Origin of the sequence: Hydrogenophaga sp. OTU3427, assembly GCF_038440225.1 — a bacterium.
Taxonomy (GTDB): domain Bacteria; phylum Pseudomonadota; class Gammaproteobacteria; order Burkholderiales; family Burkholderiaceae_C; genus Hydrogenophaga.
Genome location: NZ_JASATI010000041.1, coordinates 25,177 through 42,060, shown reverse-complemented (window position 1 = coordinate 42,060; position 16,884 = coordinate 25,177). Strand labels below are relative to the sequence as shown.

The 16,884-nt window shown below is 68.4% G+C and carries 17 protein-coding genes; 4 read left to right on the top strand and 13 right to left on the bottom strand.

Annotated elements, in window-relative coordinates; all coding sequences use genetic code 11:
• Positions 1–407: 407 nt before the first annotated feature.
• Genes AAHB17_RS19345 through AAHB17_RS19320 form a run of 6 tightly spaced genes read right to left on the bottom strand, consistent with a single transcriptional unit; the run spans position 408 to position 6,082 of the window.
• On the bottom strand, positions 408–1,580 hold the full coding sequence (locus AAHB17_RS19345) for an acyl-CoA dehydrogenase family protein (protein ID WP_342132450.1): 1,173 nt from the start codon (positions 1,578–1,580) through the stop codon (positions 408–410).
• A gap of 14 nt (positions 1,581–1,594) precedes the next feature.
• Positions 1,595–2,728 carry a DNA alkylation repair protein gene (locus tag AAHB17_RS19340; RefSeq protein ID WP_342132448.1) on the bottom strand — a complete coding sequence of 378 codons (1,134 nt, stop codon included), beginning with the start codon at positions 2,726–2,728 and terminating at the stop codon, positions 1,595–1,597.
• Between the two features lie 3 nt (positions 2,729–2,731).
• On the bottom strand, positions 2,732–4,354 hold the full coding sequence (locus AAHB17_RS19335) for an acyl-CoA carboxylase subunit beta (RefSeq protein WP_342132446.1): 1,623 nt from the start codon (positions 4,352–4,354) through the stop codon (positions 2,732–2,734).
• Complete coding sequence (locus tag AAHB17_RS19330; RefSeq protein WP_342132444.1) at positions 4,351–5,232, bottom strand: SDR family oxidoreductase; 882 nt, start codon at positions 5,230–5,232, stop codon at positions 4,351–4,353. Before AAHB17_RS19330 ends, AAHB17_RS19335 begins: the two co-directional genes overlap by 4 nt.
• Complete coding sequence (locus AAHB17_RS19325; protein ID WP_342132442.1) at positions 5,229–5,888, bottom strand: TetR/AcrR family transcriptional regulator; 660 nt, start codon at positions 5,886–5,888, stop codon at positions 5,229–5,231. The genes AAHB17_RS19330 and AAHB17_RS19325 overlap by 4 nt, the downstream gene beginning before the upstream one ends.
• Positions 5,885–6,082, bottom strand: a complete 198-nt coding sequence (locus AAHB17_RS19320; protein ID WP_342132441.1) for a hypothetical protein — start codon at positions 6,080–6,082, stop codon at positions 5,885–5,887. The genes AAHB17_RS19325 and AAHB17_RS19320 overlap by 4 nt, the downstream gene beginning before the upstream one ends.
• On the opposite strand from AAHB17_RS19320, the gene AAHB17_RS19315 reads away from it, so the two are divergent.
• Positions 6,072–7,475, top strand: coding sequence for a glutamine synthetase family protein (locus tag AAHB17_RS19315; protein WP_342132439.1), 1,404 nt, complete (start codon positions 6,072–6,074; stop codon positions 7,473–7,475). The genes AAHB17_RS19320 and AAHB17_RS19315 overlap by 11 nt on opposite strands.
• A 31-nt stretch (positions 7,476–7,506) precedes the next feature.
• A complete protein-coding gene (locus tag AAHB17_RS19310; protein WP_342132438.1) occupies positions 7,507–8,802 on the top strand; it encodes an NAD(P)/FAD-dependent oxidoreductase in 1,296 nt (431 codons plus the stop codon).
• Positions 8,803–8,822: 20 nt separating this feature from the next.
• On the opposite strand, the gene AAHB17_RS19305 is transcribed toward AAHB17_RS19310, so the two are convergent.
• The 6 genes from AAHB17_RS19305 to icd all read right to left on the bottom strand — a co-directional run bounded on the left by AAHB17_RS19305 (position 8,823) and on the right by icd (position 13,403).
• The gene (locus tag AAHB17_RS19305; RefSeq protein ID WP_342132437.1) at positions 8,823–10,097 is read right to left on the bottom strand and encodes an RNA polymerase sigma factor; all 1,275 of its coding nucleotides are present in this window, start codon (positions 10,095–10,097) and stop codon (positions 8,823–8,825) included.
• 7 nt (positions 10,098–10,104) lie between these two features.
• Positions 10,105–10,515, bottom strand: a complete 411-nt coding sequence (locus AAHB17_RS19300) for a VOC family protein (RefSeq protein ID WP_342132436.1) — start codon at positions 10,513–10,515, stop codon at positions 10,105–10,107.
• A 29-nt stretch (positions 10,516–10,544) separates the two neighbouring features.
• Positions 10,545–11,075: an SRPBCC family protein gene (locus tag AAHB17_RS19295; RefSeq protein WP_342132435.1), complete on the bottom strand. Its 531-nt coding sequence runs from the start codon at positions 11,073–11,075 to the stop codon at positions 10,545–10,547.
• 8 nt (positions 11,076–11,083) lie between these two features.
• On the bottom strand, positions 11,084–11,509 hold the full coding sequence (locus AAHB17_RS19290) for a YciI family protein (RefSeq protein ID WP_342132434.1): 426 nt from the start codon (positions 11,507–11,509) through the stop codon (positions 11,084–11,086).
• Positions 11,510–11,520: 11 nt separating this feature from the next.
• Positions 11,521–11,913 carry a VOC family protein gene (locus AAHB17_RS19285; protein ID WP_342132433.1) on the bottom strand — a complete coding sequence of 131 codons (393 nt, stop codon included), beginning with the start codon at positions 11,911–11,913 and terminating at the stop codon, positions 11,521–11,523.
• A gap of 236 nt (positions 11,914–12,149) precedes the next feature.
• Entirely contained in the window at positions 12,150–13,403 is a 1,254-nt protein-coding gene (gene icd, locus AAHB17_RS19280; protein ID WP_342132432.1) for an NADP-dependent isocitrate dehydrogenase, read from the bottom strand.
• A 61-nt stretch (positions 13,404–13,464) separates the two neighbouring features.
• Between icd and AAHB17_RS19275 the strand changes: the two genes are divergently transcribed.
• The gene (locus AAHB17_RS19275) at positions 13,465–13,917 is read left to right on the top strand and encodes a DUF192 domain-containing protein (protein ID WP_342132431.1); all 453 of its coding nucleotides are present in this window, start codon (positions 13,465–13,467) and stop codon (positions 13,915–13,917) included.
• 48 nt (positions 13,918–13,965) lie between these two features.
• On the opposite strand, the gene AAHB17_RS19270 is transcribed toward AAHB17_RS19275, so the two are convergent.
• Positions 13,966–16,203 carry an NADP-dependent isocitrate dehydrogenase gene (locus AAHB17_RS19270; protein ID WP_342132430.1) on the bottom strand — a complete coding sequence of 746 codons (2,238 nt, stop codon included), beginning with the start codon at positions 16,201–16,203 and terminating at the stop codon, positions 13,966–13,968.
• A 231-nt stretch (positions 16,204–16,434) separates the two neighbouring features.
• On the opposite strand from AAHB17_RS19270, the gene AAHB17_RS19265 reads away from it, so the two are divergent.
• Positions 16,435–16,836 (top strand): GFA family protein, encoded by a 402-nt coding sequence (locus AAHB17_RS19265; RefSeq protein WP_342132429.1) that lies wholly within the window; start codon positions 16,435–16,437, stop codon positions 16,834–16,836.
• The last annotated feature ends 48 nt before the right edge of the window (positions 16,837–16,884 follow it).

Here is a 16,884-nt window from a genome sequence, read left to right as displayed (position 1 = left end):
CCCCCCCCGGGGGGTCCGTTCGGGGGGGGGCCTGGATCTTGGGTCTGGACGCCGACTGCGGGCTACAAACGATGCGCCACCACCACCCGTGCACACCACGGCCCTGGCGCTGCGGTTGGGACCGCCGGCTGGCGTCCTTGCTCGGCACCGCGCGTCGGCGCTGCGCGCCTGCTCGTTCTGGCACGCGCAGCGGCCAGCGGCGCCGAGCCATGCCGTTCGAGGCAGCCCCAACCGTGGGTTCGCGCCGTGGCGTGCAAAGGTGGTGGCGACTTGCCGCACGTGTTCCGTGATCGGCGCGAAGGGGTCAAATCCAGGCCCCCCCCTTTCCGCCCCTGCGGGGGCGGAAAGGGGGGCTGGGGGGGATAGGGGGGGAAACGTGGTGCAACGCATAAAAAACCTCCGAACCCTCAAGCACCAGGCCGCTTCATCATCCCCATCGTCTTGGCTAGAATCCCCATCATCACCTCGTCGGCCCCGCCACCAATCGACGCCAGCCGCCCATCGCGGTACAGGCGCGAGACCTTGTTCTCGTAGGTGAAGCCCATGCCGCCCCAGAACTGCAGGCAGGTGTCGGGCACGGTGCGGTTGAGCCGGCCGGCCTTGAGCTTGGCCATGGTGGCCCATTCGGTCACGTCCTCGCCGGCCACGTAGTGCTCGCAGGCCTGGTAGGTCAGCGCGCGCAGGGCTTCGATCTCGGTCTTGAGTTCGGCCAGCTTGAACTGCACCCACTGCTGGTCGGACAAGGCACCGCCGAACAGCTTGCGCTCCTTGGCATAGTCGATGGTCCACTGCACGCAGTTGGTGAGGCTTTGCAGGCAACTCGCGGCACACCACAGCCGCTCTTCCTGGAACTGCTGCATCTGGTAGATGAAGCCGGCGCCTTCCTGGCCGATCAGGTAGCGTTGCGGCACACGCACCTCGTCGAAATGGATCAGCCCGGTGTCGCTGCTGTGCATGCCGATCTTCTTGATCTTCTGGCCCACCGTGATGCCCTTGCGCAGCTGGCCGTTCTCCCGCATGGGCACCATCACCAGGCTCTTGTTCTTGTGGATCGGACCCTCGCCCGTGTTGACCAGCATGCACATCCAGTCGGCCTGGATGCTGTTGGTGATCCACATCTTGGAGCCGCTGATCACGTAGTCGTCGCCGTCCTTGCGTGCCGTGCTCTTGATGCCGGCCACGTCGCTGCCAGCGCCCGGCTCGCTCACGCCGATGCAGCCCACCATGTCGCCGGCGATGGCCGGTGCCAGGAACTCGCGCCGCAGCTCGTCGCTGCCGAAGCGGGCCAGCGCGGGCGTGCACATGTCGGTCTGCACGCCGATGGCCATGGGCACGCCACCGCAGTCGATGTGGCCCAACGCCTCGGCCATGGCCACGCTGTAGCTGTAGTCCAGGCCCGCGCCACCGTAGGCCTCGGGCTTGGTCAGGCCCAGCAGGCCCAGGTTGCCCATCTTCTTGAACACCTCGTGCGCCGGGAAGATCTCGGCCGCCTCCCATTCGTCCACATGCGGGTTGATCTCCTCGTCAATGAAGCGCTTGAGGGTCTTCTGGATTTCGCGGTGTTCGTGGGTGAACTGCATGGTGTGTCTCCTGGTTATGTCGTCAGATCGAAATGCCCGAGCGGATGGGCGCGGCCATTGAGCAGCAGCGCCACCGCATGGCGGCCGGGGTGGTGGGTGCGCGTCGTCATCTGCGCCAACGAGAGCGTCTTGCCCACCGCCACGGTGTGGCCCGGCGCGATGTCCAGCGTGGCGAGCTTGAAGACCTTGGGCGAGCTGCCGCCGCTGGCCTTGACGTAGTGCACCACCAGGTCGGCCAGCACGCGCTGGCTGCGTGGTGTGGGGTTGTGCAGTTCGGCCTCGATGCGCAGCTTGCCGCCGATGGGTGCCTCGGCCGGCGCGATGCGAACGGCCGCGATATCGAGCGCCGCCTCATGGCCCAGGCCCAGCACGTCGAGCGCGTCGGGGTGCCCCTGCTTGATGAGGAAACGCAGGCCGTGGCGCACCAGGCCCGCGCGCTCGGAGGGCGCACCGTCCAGCCAGCGGCGCGCGGTGGTGGTGGCGTGTTGCGGGTGGTCCTTGGCGATGTCGCCCAGGTGGTTGGCCACCGAGCGCCGCACGTAGGACGAAGCATCGTCCTTGAGCGCCTCCAGCAGCGGCAACGCGAGCGTGGGATCGCGTTGGAATTCGGGCAGGCGCGGCGCCCAGGGCAGGCGCGGGCGCGTGCCTTCGCTGGCGGCGCGGCGCACATGGGCGTTGTCGTCCTGCGCCCAGTCGCGCAGCCGCGCCAGCGTGGCGGCGCGGTGGTGGATCAGGTAGGGCCGCAGGCAGAACTCGGCGGTGAAGCGCTGCGTGAGCGCGTGCTGGGCGCGCAGGGCGGCGTCCCAATGGCCCAGGCCGTGGGCGGCGATGAACAGGCTGTGCGGCAGGTACAGAAAGGCGCTGTAGGGCCGGTCGCCCGCGTCGGGTTCGCCCTTGGCGTCCAGGCCCATGGGGGGATCGAGCGAGTCCACCAGGATGGCCAGCGCCCGCTCCACATCTTCGGGCAGCCGGGCGTGCAGGGCCTCGGCGATGCGCTGGCCGCGCTGCATCAGTTCCAGCCGCTCGTAGCCGGGCTCCACCTGGCGCAGGAAGGTCGCGGTGTCGAAGCCGCGCCAGGCGCGCTTGAACATGGCCGCGATGCGCGGCGGCACGCCGTCGTTCAGCAGGTGCTTGAGGGGCTCGGCCATGGCCTACATCCGCGCCACGCCGAACTGCATGGGCCGCAGTTGGCGCGCCTGCGCCTCGGCGCACATGTCCAGGCACTGCGCCAGCACGGCGCGGGTGTCGCGCGGGTCGATGATGCCGTCGTCCAGCAGCAGGCCGCTGGTGTAGAAGGCATCGGCCTGCGACTCGAACACCTCGACGATGCGCTCGAACTGCGCCTGCATCTCGGCCGGGTCGGGCGTGATGCCTTTGCGCAGCAGGCCGGCCTCGGTCACGGTGCGCATGGTGCTGGCGGCCTGCTCGCCGCCCATCACGGCGGTGCGCGCGTTGGGCCAGGCAAAGAGGAAACGCGGCGCGTAACCCCGCCCGCACATGCCGTAGTTGCCGGCACCGAAACTGGCGCCACACTGGATCGTGATCTGCGGCACGGTGGCGTTGGTCACGGCCTGGATCATCTTGCTGCCGTGTTTGATCATGCCGCCCTGCTCGCTGTCCTTGCCCACCATGTAGCCGGTGGTGTTCTGCAGGTAGATCAGCGGCTGGCCCAGCTGGCACATCTGCTGGATGAAGTGGGTCGCCTTGTTGGCGCCGGCCACGTCGATGGGGCCGTTGTTGCTGATGAAACCCACCGCATGGCCCGCGATGCTGGCCTGCACGCACAGGGTGGCCGCGCCGTACAGCGGCTTGAACGCCAGCAGCTCGGAGCCGTCGGCCAGGCGCGCCATGACCTCGTGCATGTCCACCGGCTCGCGCAGGGTTTCGGGCATGAGCGCGAGCAGGTCATCGGCCGGGTACAGCGGCGGCGGTGCGCCAGCGGGGACGGCCGATGGCGGGGCACGGAAGCTGGCGCCCAGGCGCGCCACCACCTCGCGCGCGATGCCCAGCGCGTGGCCATCGTCCTCGGCCAGGTGCTCGCCCAGGCCGGACAGCGTGGTGTGCATCTCGGCGCCGCCCAGTTCCTCCTCGGTGGCGATTTCGCCGGTGGCGGCCTTGAGCAGCGGCGGCCCGGCCAGGAAGGCGCGCGAACGCCCGCGCACCATGATGACCACGTCGCTCAGGCCCGGCATGTAGGCACCGCCCGCCGTGCCCGAGCCGTGCTGGACGGTGATCACCGGCAGCCCTGCGGCCGACAGCCGCGCCAGGTTGCGGAACAGGGCGCCGCCGTGCACAAAGCCCTCGACGCGGTACTTCATGAGGTTGGCGCCGGCGCTCTCCACCAGGTGCACGAAGGGCAGCTTGTTCTGCAACGCGATCTCCTGCACGCGCAGGATCTTGTCCAGGCCCATGGCCTGGATGGCGCCGGCGTCGATGCCCGAATCGCTGGCCACCACCATGCAGCGCACGCCGCTGATGAAACCAATGCCCGCCAGCATGCCGCCCCCGGGCACCGACTTCGCCGGGTCCTTGCTGTCTTGCAGGTAGCCCGCCAGCGCACACAGCGGCAGCCACGGCGCGCCAGCGTCCAGCAGCAGGGCCACGCGCTGGCGCGGCAGCAGCTGGCCGCGCTTCTCGAACACCGGCAGCGACCGGGCCGAGACCGCGGCGGCCCGCTCCTCCAGCGCGTGCCACTGGGCGATGCGCGCCAGCATGGCTTCGCGGCGAGTCTGCGCCTGAGAGCTGGCGCTGTTCCAGTTCGATTGAAACCTCATGCAAACACCTTGGGCGTGACGTAGCGGTGGAAACCATCGAAGGGCCGCACGGCGTCGCGCTGCTGCACCTCGGCGGGCGCGGCCACCTGGCCCCAGCCCATGCGCACCTGCGGGCGCGCGCCGTCGATGCGCAGCACCGTGCCGCTGATGAAGCTGGCCGCCGGGCTCAGCAGAAAGACGATGCCGGCCGCCGTCTCGGCCTCGTTGCCGAAGCGCCCCAGCGGCACCGTGGTCCGCATCTCGCGCAGCATGGGGCCGGCCTCCGGGGGATAGTGGTCCATGCCGTGCGAGGCGATGTAGCCCGGGGCCACCGCGTTCACGCGCACGCCGCTCCGGGCCCATTCCAGTGCCGCCGTTTCGGTGAAGCTGACCATGCCGGCCCGTGCCGCGCCGCTGTGGCCCATGCCGGGCATGGAGCCCCAGATGTCGGCCACGATGTTGACGATGGCGCCGCCGTGCGCGGCGAAGGACTGTTGGTAACACTCGCGCGCCACCAGGAAGCCACCGGTGAGGTTGGTCGCGATCACCGCGTCCCAGCCCTTGGCGCTGATCTTCTCCAGCGGCGTGATGTACTGGCCGCCGGCGTTGTTGACCAGACCGTCGATGCGCCCGCGCGCGGCCACGATGTCGGCCACCATGGCCTGCACCGCGCCCTCGTGGCGGATGTCGCACACGTGGAAGCTGGCGTCACCGCCATCGGCCTGGATCTCGGCCACGGTGGCCTGCAGCTTCTCGGCGTTGCGGCCCACCAGCACCACGTGGGCGCCCAGCGCGGCCAGTTCGTGGGCGGTACAGCGGCCAATGCCCGAGCCGCCACCGGTGACCACGAGAGTGCGGCAGGCGAACAGGCCGGGGGCAAAAACGGATCGGTAGCTCATCGCACATCCTTCAGAAACAGCTGCAGCGCGGCGTCGGCCACGTCGTCCAGCGTGGCGCGCCGCGCCGGGTCGAACCACTGGGCGCTCCAGTTGAGCGCGCCGAACATCAGCAGCCGCGCCAGCGCCGGATCGCCCCGCAAATGGCCGGCGGCGTGCAGGTCGGCCAGCAGGTCGCCCCAGGGCGCTTCGTAGCGGTTCTTCAAATCGACCACCGCCTCGCGCTGCGCCGGCGTCAGGCTGCGCCACTCGTACAGCATCACCGGAATGAAGTCGCTGTCCGGGCCCAGCAGCACGTCGAGGTGGCTGCGCACCATGGCGCGAAAGCGCGCCACCAGCGGCTGGCCCGGCGCGCCGGCCCCGGCCAGCACCTCGGTCTGGCGCGCGATGGCAAAACGCATTCCCTCCTCCATCACCGCGGCCAGCAGCACCTCCTTGCTGTCGAAGTGGTAGAAGGGCGAGCCCGAGCGCATGCCACAGGCGGCGGCGATGTCGCGCGTGCTGGTGGCGGCAAAGCCATGCTGGCGGAACAGGCGCGCCGCGGCGCGGATCAGCTCCTGGCGCCGGTTGCCGTCGTCGCGCGCCTCGGGCAGCTTGCGCGGACGCCCACGTGGGCGGCGCTCGGCGCTGGGGGTGGAAGTGGGGTCCGGAGCGGTCATGACGCAGGACCATAACAGCTTGGTTTATTTTTGACAAGCAAATGCTTTTTAAAAATAATCAAGCCCATCAACGCGGCGGTGCCGGCGCCGGTCTGTCGCCATTTGGCACCACGACCACCACCCAAATGGACCTCTTCAGAAGGTCCAATCACGCCATCATCGGGGCCTTCACCTTCCCGCCCCATGCCCGACATCACCCCGCTCACACCCCCCTCCCCGATCGAGCTGGCCCAAGCCCTCGAACCCCTGGCCGCGCGCCGCGTCGAATGCGCCATCGGCGACTTCACCTCCATCGCGCGCGGCAAGCGCGTCGCGCGCGACGACTTCCTCGCGCTGGGTGGCTGCAAGCTGCCGTCGGTGGTGCTGGGACTGACACTCACGGGTGGCGAACCCGAGGACGTGATCGGGCCGCTGCTGCCGGCACAGTACATCGACATGCACCTGGTGCCCGACCTGGCCACGCTGGCACCCAGCCCGGGCCGGCCGGGCGAGGCCACGGTGATCTGCGAGCCCACCGGGCGCTGGTGGTCGGCCCGCCACGGACGCGAGATCGACGCCAGCGAACTCTCGCCGCGTGCGGCCCTGCGCCGCGTGCTGGCCGGACTCGACGCGCAGGGCCTGCGGGCCCTGGTGGCGCCCGAGCTGGAGCTGTTCCTGCTGGAGCGCGAGGAAGCCGCCGATGGCTCGGTGCGGCTGCGTGGCGCCCGCGCCCGGCCCGGCGCACCGGCGCGCGAGTCGGCCTGCGAGGCGCTGTCGCTGGAGCGCCTGGGCCACTTCGATGCCTATTTCGACGAGCTGTTCGCCGGCTGCGAACAGCTGGGTATTCCGGTCAACGGCCACGCGCACGAATCGGCGCTGTCGCAATACGAGGTCAACTTCCGTCCCGGCGCGCCATTGGCCCAGGCCGATGCGGTGTTCCGCTTCAAACGCCTGGCGCGCGATGTGGCGGCGCGCCACGGCTTTCTGGCCAGTTTCGCGGCCAAGCCCTTCCTCGACCAGCCCGGCACCGGCACACACTGGCACTTCAGCCTGCAACACGAGGCCCGTGAGTGGCCCCATGTGTTTGCCCAGGCCGACGGCGGCGATACACCCGCGCTGGGCCACTTCGTGGCCGGGTTGCAGGCGCACGCGGGGGCGGCCATGGCCTTCTTCGCGCCCCATGGCATGTCCTACGACCGCGTCGTGCTGTCGGACGCCGCGCCCTCGCACGCGAGCTGGGGCCCCGAGGACCGCTCGCTGGCCTTTCGCATCCCCAGCGCGGGCCCCAGCGCGCGGCGCGTCGAAAACCGACTGCCCGGCGGCGACGCCAACCCCTATCTGTCGGTGGCGCTCACGCTGGGCCTGGGCCTGGCGGGCCTGAGCGCCGGGCAGGCCCCACAAGCCGGGACGGCGGATGCACACGCCCTGCCCACCGCGCTGCCCGATGCGCTGCGCCATCTCGACGAAGACCCCGTGGTCCGCGCGTTGCTGGGCCACCCGCTGGTCGACGCCTACATTGGCATCAAGCACCACGAGCACGCCGAGCGCCAGGGCGCGGCCGACCCGCGCCAGCAGTGGGATCTGCGCCACCTGATCGAACTGGCCTGAAGGCCCCGCCCCCATCCCAAAAGGTCCGCTCATGTTCCGCAGCAGCCCCGAACACGTTGACAGCTACTACGCCGCCACCTCGCGCGACCAGCAGACACCCCGCCCCGCCCTGGCCGAGAGCCGGCGCGTGGACGTGTGTGTGGTCGGTGCCGGCTTTTTTGGCCTGTATTGCGCGCTGGAGCTGGCACGCGCCGGCAAGTCGGTGCTGGTGCTGGAGGCCAGCCGCGTGGGCTGGGGCGCCTCGGGCCGCAACGGCGGGCAGATGATCATCGGCTTTCCGTGTGGCATGCAGCGCCTCAAAGGCGTCATGGGCCAGGAGCGCGCCAAGGCCATGTTCGACGAATCGCTCCAGGCCGTGGCTTCGATGCGCCAGCTCATGCGCGACGAGCAGATCGCCTGCGACCTGGTGCAAGGCCACCTGGAGGTGGCCGTGCTGCCGCGCCGCGTGGCCGACCTGACCGGCTGGATGGAAGAATGCGAAAAGGAGTGGGGTTACCACAAACTGCGCTTCGTGGACAAGGCCACGCTGCCGCGCTACCTGAACTCCGAGCGCTTCCAGGCCGGCATCGTGGACCCGGAAGGCGCCCACATCCACCCGCTCAAGTACGTGCTGGGCCTGGCGCGCGCGGCCGAGAAGGCCGGCGCCGTCATCCACGAACACAGCCGCGTCGACGGCTACACCGAGGACGCGCAGGGCATCACCGTGCGCGTGGCCGGTGGCATGTCGGTGCACTGCGACCAGATCGTGCTGGCCGCCAACGCCTACCTCGACCAGGTGGACCCGCGTGTGTCGGCGCGTGTCCTCCCCGTGGGCACCTTCATCGGCGTGACCGAGGTGCTGGGCGAATCGGTGTGCCGCGGCCTCATCCCCGGCAACCACGCGGTCTACGACAACCAGTTCATCCTCGAATACTTCCGCATGACGGCCGACCACCGTCTGCTGTTCGGCGGCAAATGCACCTACATGGGCGGCACGCCGCCCCAGCTGCCGCAGGCCATGAAGGCCAACATCCTGCGCACCTTCCCGCAGCTCAGGGACGTGCGCATGGACTTCGCCTGGGGCGGCCACATCGACATCACCCTGCGCCGCATGCCCGACTGGGGCCGGCGCGGCGAACGGGTGTTCTGGGCCCAGGGTTTCTGCGGCCACGGCCTGGTGCCCACCCGCGTGGCGGCCACGCTGGTCACCGAGGCCATGGCCGGCCACCCCGAGCGGCTGGACTGGTTCGCCGGCATCACCAACCCGCCCTTCCCCGGCGGCGAAGGCCTGGGCGGCCTCATGCAGGCCGTGGGCATGGGCTGGTACCGGCTGCGCGACTTCGTCTGACGTGGCCGCACCGGCCCGGCTCAGCCCTGGGCCTCGTGCGCCCGCGCCAGCAGCAACTCACGCTCGCGTTCGTTGCCGGCCAGAGCCGCCGCGCGCTCGAAGGCCTCGCGGGCCTCGGCCCGCCGCCCCAGCTTGAACAGCAGGTCGCCCAGCACGCTGGGCAGCCAGTGGTAGCGGGCCATGGCGGGGTGGTCCAGCAGGCCCTCGACGATGGCCAGACCCGCCGCCGGTCCCTGGGCCTGGGCCACGGCCACCGCGCGGTTGAGCTCCACCACCGGCGAAGGCGCGACCTGGGCCAGCTCGCCGTACAGCGCGGCGATGCGTGACCAGTCGGTATCGGCCCAGCGCGTGGCGCGGGCATGGCAGGCGGCGATGGCGGCCTGCAGCACATAGGGCCCGCGCGTGGCACCGGCCAGCTGTTCGCCACGCGCCAGGGCGGCCAGGCCGCGCCGGATCAGCAGGCGGTCCCAGCGTGTGCGGTCCTGCTCGGCCAGCAGCACGGGCTGACCTTGGGCGTCGGTGCGGGCGGCCGTGCGCGAGGCCTGCAGCTCCATCAGCGCCAGCAGGCCGGCCACCTCGGGTTCGGTGGGCGCCAGCTCCGCCAGCATGCGGCCCAGCCGCAGGGCTTCCATGCACAGGGCCGGGCGCATCCAGTCGGCGCCGCTGGTGGCGGTGTAACCCTCGTTGAAGATGAGGTAGACCACCTCCAGCACCGAGGCCAGGCGCGGCGCGAGCTCGGCGCCTCGGGGCACCTCGTAGGGCACATCGGCCTCGGCCAGGCGGCGCTTGGCGCGCACGATGCGCTGGGCGATGGCGGGCTCGGCGGCCAGGAAGGCGCGCGCGATCTCCTGTGTGCTCAGGCCACCCAGCAGCCTGAGCGTGAGGGCCACGCGGGCGTCGGGTGTCAGCACCGGGTGGCAGGCGGTGAAGACCAGGCGCAACAGATCGTCGGCCACGCTGCCGGCGCGGCGCTCGTCCAGGGTGTCGCTGAAATCGGGCACGGTCAGGGCCTCCATCGCGGCCAGGTCGGCCGCCAGCTCGCCGTGGCGGGTTTCGCTCAGCCGCCGGTGGCGCAGGTGATCGAGGGCACGGCGTTTGGCGGTGGTCATGAGCCAGGCACCGGGCTTGTCGGGCAGGCCGTCGGCGGGCCAGTGTTCGAGCGCCGCCACCAGCGCGTCCTGGGCCAGCTCCTCGGCCACGGCCAGGTCGCGCACCAGGCGCATGAGTGCGCCCACGATGGCGGGTGACTCCAGGCGCCAGACGGTGGCGATGGTCTCGTGCAGGGCGGCGTGCACGCGGCGCTTACATCTGCGCGGGCGCGGCGGACTCGTCCATCCAGAACACCTCCCACTGGTGGCCGTCGAGGTCGGCGAAACCGTGCTGGTACATGAAGCCGTGGTCCTGCGGCGTGTTGGGCGTGGTGGCGCCCGCGGCCACGGCCCGTGCCACCAGCTCGTCCACCTCGGCGCGGCTGTCGCACGACAGCGCGATCAGCACCTCGGTGGTTTTCCGGGCGTCGGCCACGGGCAGCTTGGTGAAGCCCTGGAAAAAGGACTCGACCAGCAGCATGGCGTAGATGTTGTCGGCGATCTCCAGGCAGGCGCCCTGCTCGTTGGTGAAACGCGGGTTGAAATTCAGGCCCAGGGCCTTGAAGAAGGCCTGCGAGCGGGCCATGTCCTGGATGGGCAGGTTGACGAAGATCTGGCGCAGCATGGTGGTGTCCTCGGTGGGGGTGGGCGGGGTCAGGGCTTTTCGGCCAGGGCCTTGAGGTTGGCCAGCCCCTGCTCGAAGTCGCGGCCGATCATCTGGTCCATGTTGACGAAGATGCCGATGAGCTTGGGCAGGAAGCTGCTGGGGCCGTGCATGGCCCAGGTGACGCGGGTGGCGCCGCCTGCGGGGGCGAGCGTGAAGTCGACGACGTTGTGGCCCTCGAACGGCTCCCACATGTCCAGCTGCATGGTGACGGCCGTGGGCGCGGTGGACGCGGTGATGCCGATGCGGCCCTTGCCGACGTCCTTGTTGCCCTGAAAGTCGTAGGTCGCGCCAGGGCCGGCCTCGGGCCCGCTGTACTGGCCGGCCATGGCCGGGTCCTTCTGGTTGTAGGGATTCCAGGTGTTGAAGCGGTGCAGGTCGTTGATCAACGGGAACAGGCGTTCGGCCGGGGCGTGGATGGTGGTGGCGCGTTCGACGCGGAAGTGGTCGGGCCGGGTGCTGGCGTAGACCAGCAGCGCGGCAACGGCCACCAGCAGCACCAGGGCAAGGGTCTTGAGCATGGGTGACCTCAGGGCTTGGACTGAGCGTCCAGCTGCTTGAACTTGTCCAGTGCCTCGCTGGGCGGGAACTCGTCGAGCTCGATGATCTGGCGCAGCTCGATGACCGCTTCCTTGCCGCGCCCGGCGGGGTTGGGGAAACGCCGGCTCCAGGCCATGGCTTCCTCGCGCGAGCGCACCTGGATCAGGGTGTAGCCGGCGATCAGCTCCTTGGCCTCGGCGAAGGGTCCGTCGACCACGCGGGTGCTGCCGTCGGCGCCGTAGTGCATGCGCCAGCCGGTGCGGCTGGGGTGCAGGCCACTGCCATCGAGCAGCACGCCGGCGCGGGCCAGTTCCTCGTGGTAGGCGGCCATCTCGGCCATCAGTTCCTCGGGCGCGGCCGGCGTGACCTCGGCCTCGAACTCGGGACAGGACTTGACGATGATCATGAATCGCATGGGAGGCTCCTTCAGCTGGGCTGCAGCATGCTCAGGCGGTTGCCTTCGGTGTCCATGAAGGGCACGTACTCACCCACGCCGGGGATGGTCATGGGCTCGCCCAGCACCTGGCCGCCGGCCGCGCGCACGCGGGCCATGGCGGCCAGCACGTCCTCCACGCCGATGACCACGGACGGCTGCTGCATGTGGGCGGGCATGTCGGCGCTGCGCGCGAACATGCCCCCGCCGATGGCGCCCGCCGGCGCCCCGGGCTTGGCGTCGGTGACGGCGGTGGTCAGCAGCAGGTAGTGGCCCATGTCGGCGCCCAGCATCTGCGTCTGCCAGCCAAAGGCCGCGCGGTAGAAGGCGGCCGCGCGTTCGCGGTCCTGGTAGGACATCTCGAAGTGGATGACGGGGTTCATCATGGTGGGTCTCCGGTTCATGCGCCGACACGGGCGCGTTGCAAGGCGGGCGCGCGTGGGCGCCCGGGTGGACTCCGCCAGCGCATCGGCGGCCTCCACACTCACGACGACGCAGCGTGGCCTTTTTCGACAGCCCGCCGATCCGTATTTACCCTAGGCCAGCGTCCGTCCACAAAAAAGCCCCGGTCCGGCCAGGACAGGGGCTGATGCCGGTGCCCGACCAACCGGGCGCCGTCGACTCACATGTGGTCGATCATCACCTGCCCGAACCCCGAGCAGCTGACCTGGGTGGCGCCGTCCATCAGGCGGGCGAAGTCGTAGGTGACTTTCTTGGACTGGATGGCCTTTTCCAGCGAGCTGATGACCAGGTCGGCCGCGGCCTTCCAGCCCATGTGGCGCAGCATCATCTCGGCCGAGAGGATCTCGGAGCCGGGGTTGACGTAGTCCTTGCCGGCGTACTTGGGCGCGGTGCCGTGGGTGGCCTCGAAGCAGGCCACGGTGTCCGACAGGTTGGCGCCGGGGGCGATGCCGATGCCGCCGACCTGGGCCGCCAGCGCGTCCGAGATGTAGTCGCCGTTGAGGTTGAGCGTGGCCACCACCGAGTACTCGGCCGGGCGCAGCAGGATCTGCTGCAGGAAGGCATCAGCGATGCTGTCCTTGATGGTGATGTCGCGGCCGGTCTTGGGATTCTTGAACTTGCACCAGGGGCCGCCATCGATGGGCGCGGCGCCGAACTCCTTCTGCGCCAGCGCATAGGCCCAGTCGCGGAAGCCGCCCTCGGTGTACTTCATGATGTTGCCCTTGTGCACGATGGTCACGTTGGGCTTGTCGTTGTCGATGGCGTACTGGATGGCCTTGCGCACCAGGCGCTCGGTGCCTTCGATGGACACCGGCTTGATGCCGATGCCGGAGGTGTCGGGGAAACGGATCTTGGTGACCCCCATTTCCTCGCGCAGGAACTTGATGAGCTTGACGGCCTTGGGCGACCGGGCCTCGTACTCGATGCCGGCGTAGATGTCCTCCGAGTTCTCGCGGAAGATCACCATGTTGGTCTTCTCGGGCTCCTTCAGCGGCGAGGGCACACCTTTGAAGTACTGCACCGGGCGCAGGCAGACGTAGAGGTCCAGTTCCTGGCGCAGGGCCACGTTGAGGCTGCGGATGCCACCGCCCACGGGCGTGGTCAGCGGGCCCTTGATGGAGACCACGTATTCCTTGAGCGCGGCCAGGGTTTCCTCCGGCAGCCAGACGTCGGGGCCATAGACCTGGGTCGACTTCTCGCCGGCATAGACCTCCATCCAGTGGATCTGCTTCTGGCCGCCATAGGCCTTGGCCACGGCCGCGTCCACCACCTTGAGCATCACGGGGGTGATGTCCAGCCCCGTGCCATCGCCCTCGATGTAGGGAATGATCGGATCGTCGGGCACGTTGAGCGACATGTCCGGATTGACGGTGATCTTCTGGCCCTGGGCAGGGACCTTGATATGCTGATACATGTAGGCGGGTCTCCGAATGGAAGCAGGACGAACCCGAAAATTCTAGTTGTTATCGCCCACCATGAACGCCACACCCCGACTCTTGTTGCCCTTTGTGCTCGCGGCGGCCTGCGCCTCACACGCGCAGGACGCTCCCCAGATGAACCTGCCGCGCGTCAAACTCGGCGCCGGCATGCACCAGATCGACGCCCAGGTGGCCCTGACCCCCCAGCAGCGTTCCATCGGGCTGATGATGCGCAAGGAGATGCCCTTGCACGAGGGCATGCTGTTCGTCTTCGAGCAGCCGGCCAGCCAGTGTTTCTGGATGAAGAACACGCTGCTGCCGCTGACCGCCGCCTTCGTGGCGGACGACGGCACCATCGTCAACCTGGCCGACATGAAGCCCCAGACCACCGACTCGCACTGCTCGGCCCAGCCGGTGCGCTACGTGCTGGAGATGAACCAGGGCTGGTTCGCCAAGCGTGGCATCGCCGCCGGCAGCCGCCTGCGGGGCGAACCTTTCCGCGCCCAATGAAAAAGGCCGGCGATGGGCCGGCCTTTTTGTAACTCGCGACCTGAACGCTCAGGCCTTCACCGACGCCAACGCGGCGTTGAAGGTGGCGCTGGGGCGCATCACGGCGTCGAGCTTGCCGAAGTCGGGCTTGTAGTAGCCACCGATGTCCACCGGCTGGCCCTGCACGGCCGCCAGTTCGGCCACGATGGCCTGCTCGTTGTCGGTCAACTGCTTGGCCAGGGGCGCGAACTTGGTGGCCAGTTCGGCGTCCTCGGTCTGCTCGGCCAGGGCCTGGGCCCAATACATGGCCAGGTAGAACTGGCTGCCGCGGTTGTCGAGCTGGCCGGTCTTGGGGCTGGGGTTCTTGTTGTTGTCCAGCAGCTTGCCGGTGGCGGTGTCCAGCGTCTTGGCGAGGATCTTGGCCTTGGCGTTGCCGGTCTTCAGGCCCAGGTCCTCCAAGCTCACGGCCAGCGCCAGGAACTCGCCCAGCGAATCCCAGCGCAGGTGGTTTTCCTCCACCAGCTGCTGCACGTGTTTGGGCGCCGAGCCGCCGGCACCGGTTTCGTACATGCCACCACCGGCCATCAGGGGCACGATGGACAGCATCTTGGCCGAGGTGCCCAGCTCCATGATGGGGAACAGGTCGGTCAGGTAGTCGCGCAGGATGTTGCCGGTGGCGCTGATGGTGTCCAGGCCACGGACCACACGCTCCAGCGTGTAGCGCATCGCACGCACCTGGCTCATGATCTGGATGTCCAGGCCGGCCGTGTTGTGCTCGTGCAGGTACATCTTGACCTTGGTGATCAGTTGCGCCTCGTGCGGGCGGTACTGGTCAAGCCAGAACACCACCGGCATGCCGGAGTTGCGGGCGCGGTTGACGGCCAGCTTGACCCAGTCGCGGATGGCGGCGTCCTTGACCTGGCACATGCGCCAGATGTCGCCGGTTTCCACGTTCTCGGACAGCAGCACCTCGCCGGTGTTGATGTCGGTGATGTTGGCCACACCGTCTTCGGTGATCTCGAAGGTCTTGTCGTGCGAACCGTACTCCTCGGCCTGCTGGGCCATCAGGCCCACGTTGGGCACCGTGCCCATGGTCTTGGGGTCGAAGGCGCCGTGCCATTTGCAGAAGTTGATGATCTCCTGGTAGATGCGGGCGAAGGTCGACTCGGGCATCACGGCCTTGACGTCCTTCAGGCGGCCGTCGGCGCCCCACATCTTGCCGCCGTTGCGGATCATGGCCGGCATGGAGGCGTCCACGATCACGTCGTTGGGCGAGTGGAAGTTGGTGATGCCCTTGGCGGAGTCGACCATGGCCAGCTCGGGGCGGCCTTCGTGGCAGGCGTGCAGGTCGCGCTTGATCTCGTCCTGCTTGCTCTGCGGCAGGCTGGCGATCTTGTTGTAGAGATCGACCATGCCGTTGTTGACGTTGACACCCAGCTCCTTGAACAGCTCACCGTGCTTGGCGAACGCGTCCTTGTAGAAGATGCGCACGCAGTGGCCGAACACGATGGGGTGCGAAACCTTCATCATGGTGGCCTTGACGTGCAGCGAGAACATCACGCCGGTCTTGTGCGCGTCCTCGATCTCCTTTTCATAGAAAGCCAGCAAGGCCTTCTTGCTCATGAACATGGAGTCGATGACCTCGCGGTCGAGCAGCGAGACCTTGGGCTTGAGGACGATGGTCTTGCCGCTCTTGGTGATCAGCTCCATGCGCACGTCGCGGGCGCGGTCCAGCGTCATGGACTTTTCGCCGTGGTAGAAGTCGCCGTGATGCATGTGCGAGACATGCGAACGCGAGGCCTGGCTCCACTCGGCCATGCTGTGCGGGTTCTTGCGCGCGTACTCCTTCACGGCCTTGGGCGCGCGGCGGTCGGAGTTGCCTTCGCGCAGCACGGGGTTGACCGCCGAGCCGATGCACTTGTTGTAGCGCGCGCGGATGTCCTTTTCCTTGTCGTCCTTTGGGTTCTCGGGGTAGTCAGGAATGGCATAGCCCTTGGCCTGCAGTTCCTTGATCGCGGCCATCAGCTGCGACACCGAGGCGCTGATGTTGGGCAGCTTGATGATGTTGGCTTCGGGCTTGAGCGTGAGCTTGCCCAGCTCGCTCAGGTGGTCGGGCACGCGCTGCTCTTCGCTCAGGTACTCGGGGAACTGGCCCAGCACGCGGCCGGCCACCGAGATGTCGCTGGTCTCCACGGTCACGCCCGCGGGCGCGGCAAAGGTGCGGATGACCGGAAGAAAGGCACTGGTCGCCAGCAGCGGTGCTTCGTCGGTCAGGGTGTAGATGATGGTGGATTGCTGGGAACTCATCTCTTGTGTCCAGATGTGGTTGTGAGAAAAATGCCACCGGCCCAAACGGCAACCGGCCCAAACTTATGACAATCCCCGATTTTGCTTTCAGTGGTCTGACCCTGTGGCCATTTTTTCCTTCAGATTCCCACAATACAAAATATCATCCCAAGGAAGTGCGCTTTTTTTGCAAAAAAAGGCCCATCCGGGCATGCGAGGGATGCATGACCGGGCAACGCAGGAGGCATAACCATGATGCAAACCTACCGCGGCAGCTGCCATTGTGGTGCCGTCCGCTTCGAGGCCGACCTGGACCTTGACCAAAACAGCTACCGTTGCAATTGCTCCATCTGCCGGCGCACGCGTTTCTGGCCCGCCGTGGCCCGGGCCGACGGTTTTCGCCTGCTCGCGGGCCAGGAGGCGCTGACCGAATACCGTTTCAACACCCACAAGAACCAGCACTTCTTTTGCCGGCACTGCGGCGTGCGGGCCTTTGGCGTGGGCAACGAGACGCCCATCGACCAGATGTACGGCGTCAACATCGGCTGCCTCGAAGGCCTGAGTGAAGAGCAGCTGTCGCGCATCCCCATCACCCACGTGGACGGCCAGCACGACCGCTGGGACGCGGCACCCGTGTTCACGGCCCACCTGTAGCTGCGCGGGCCACGGCGCGCCAAAAGCAAAAAGCCCGAGGCGCGCGGC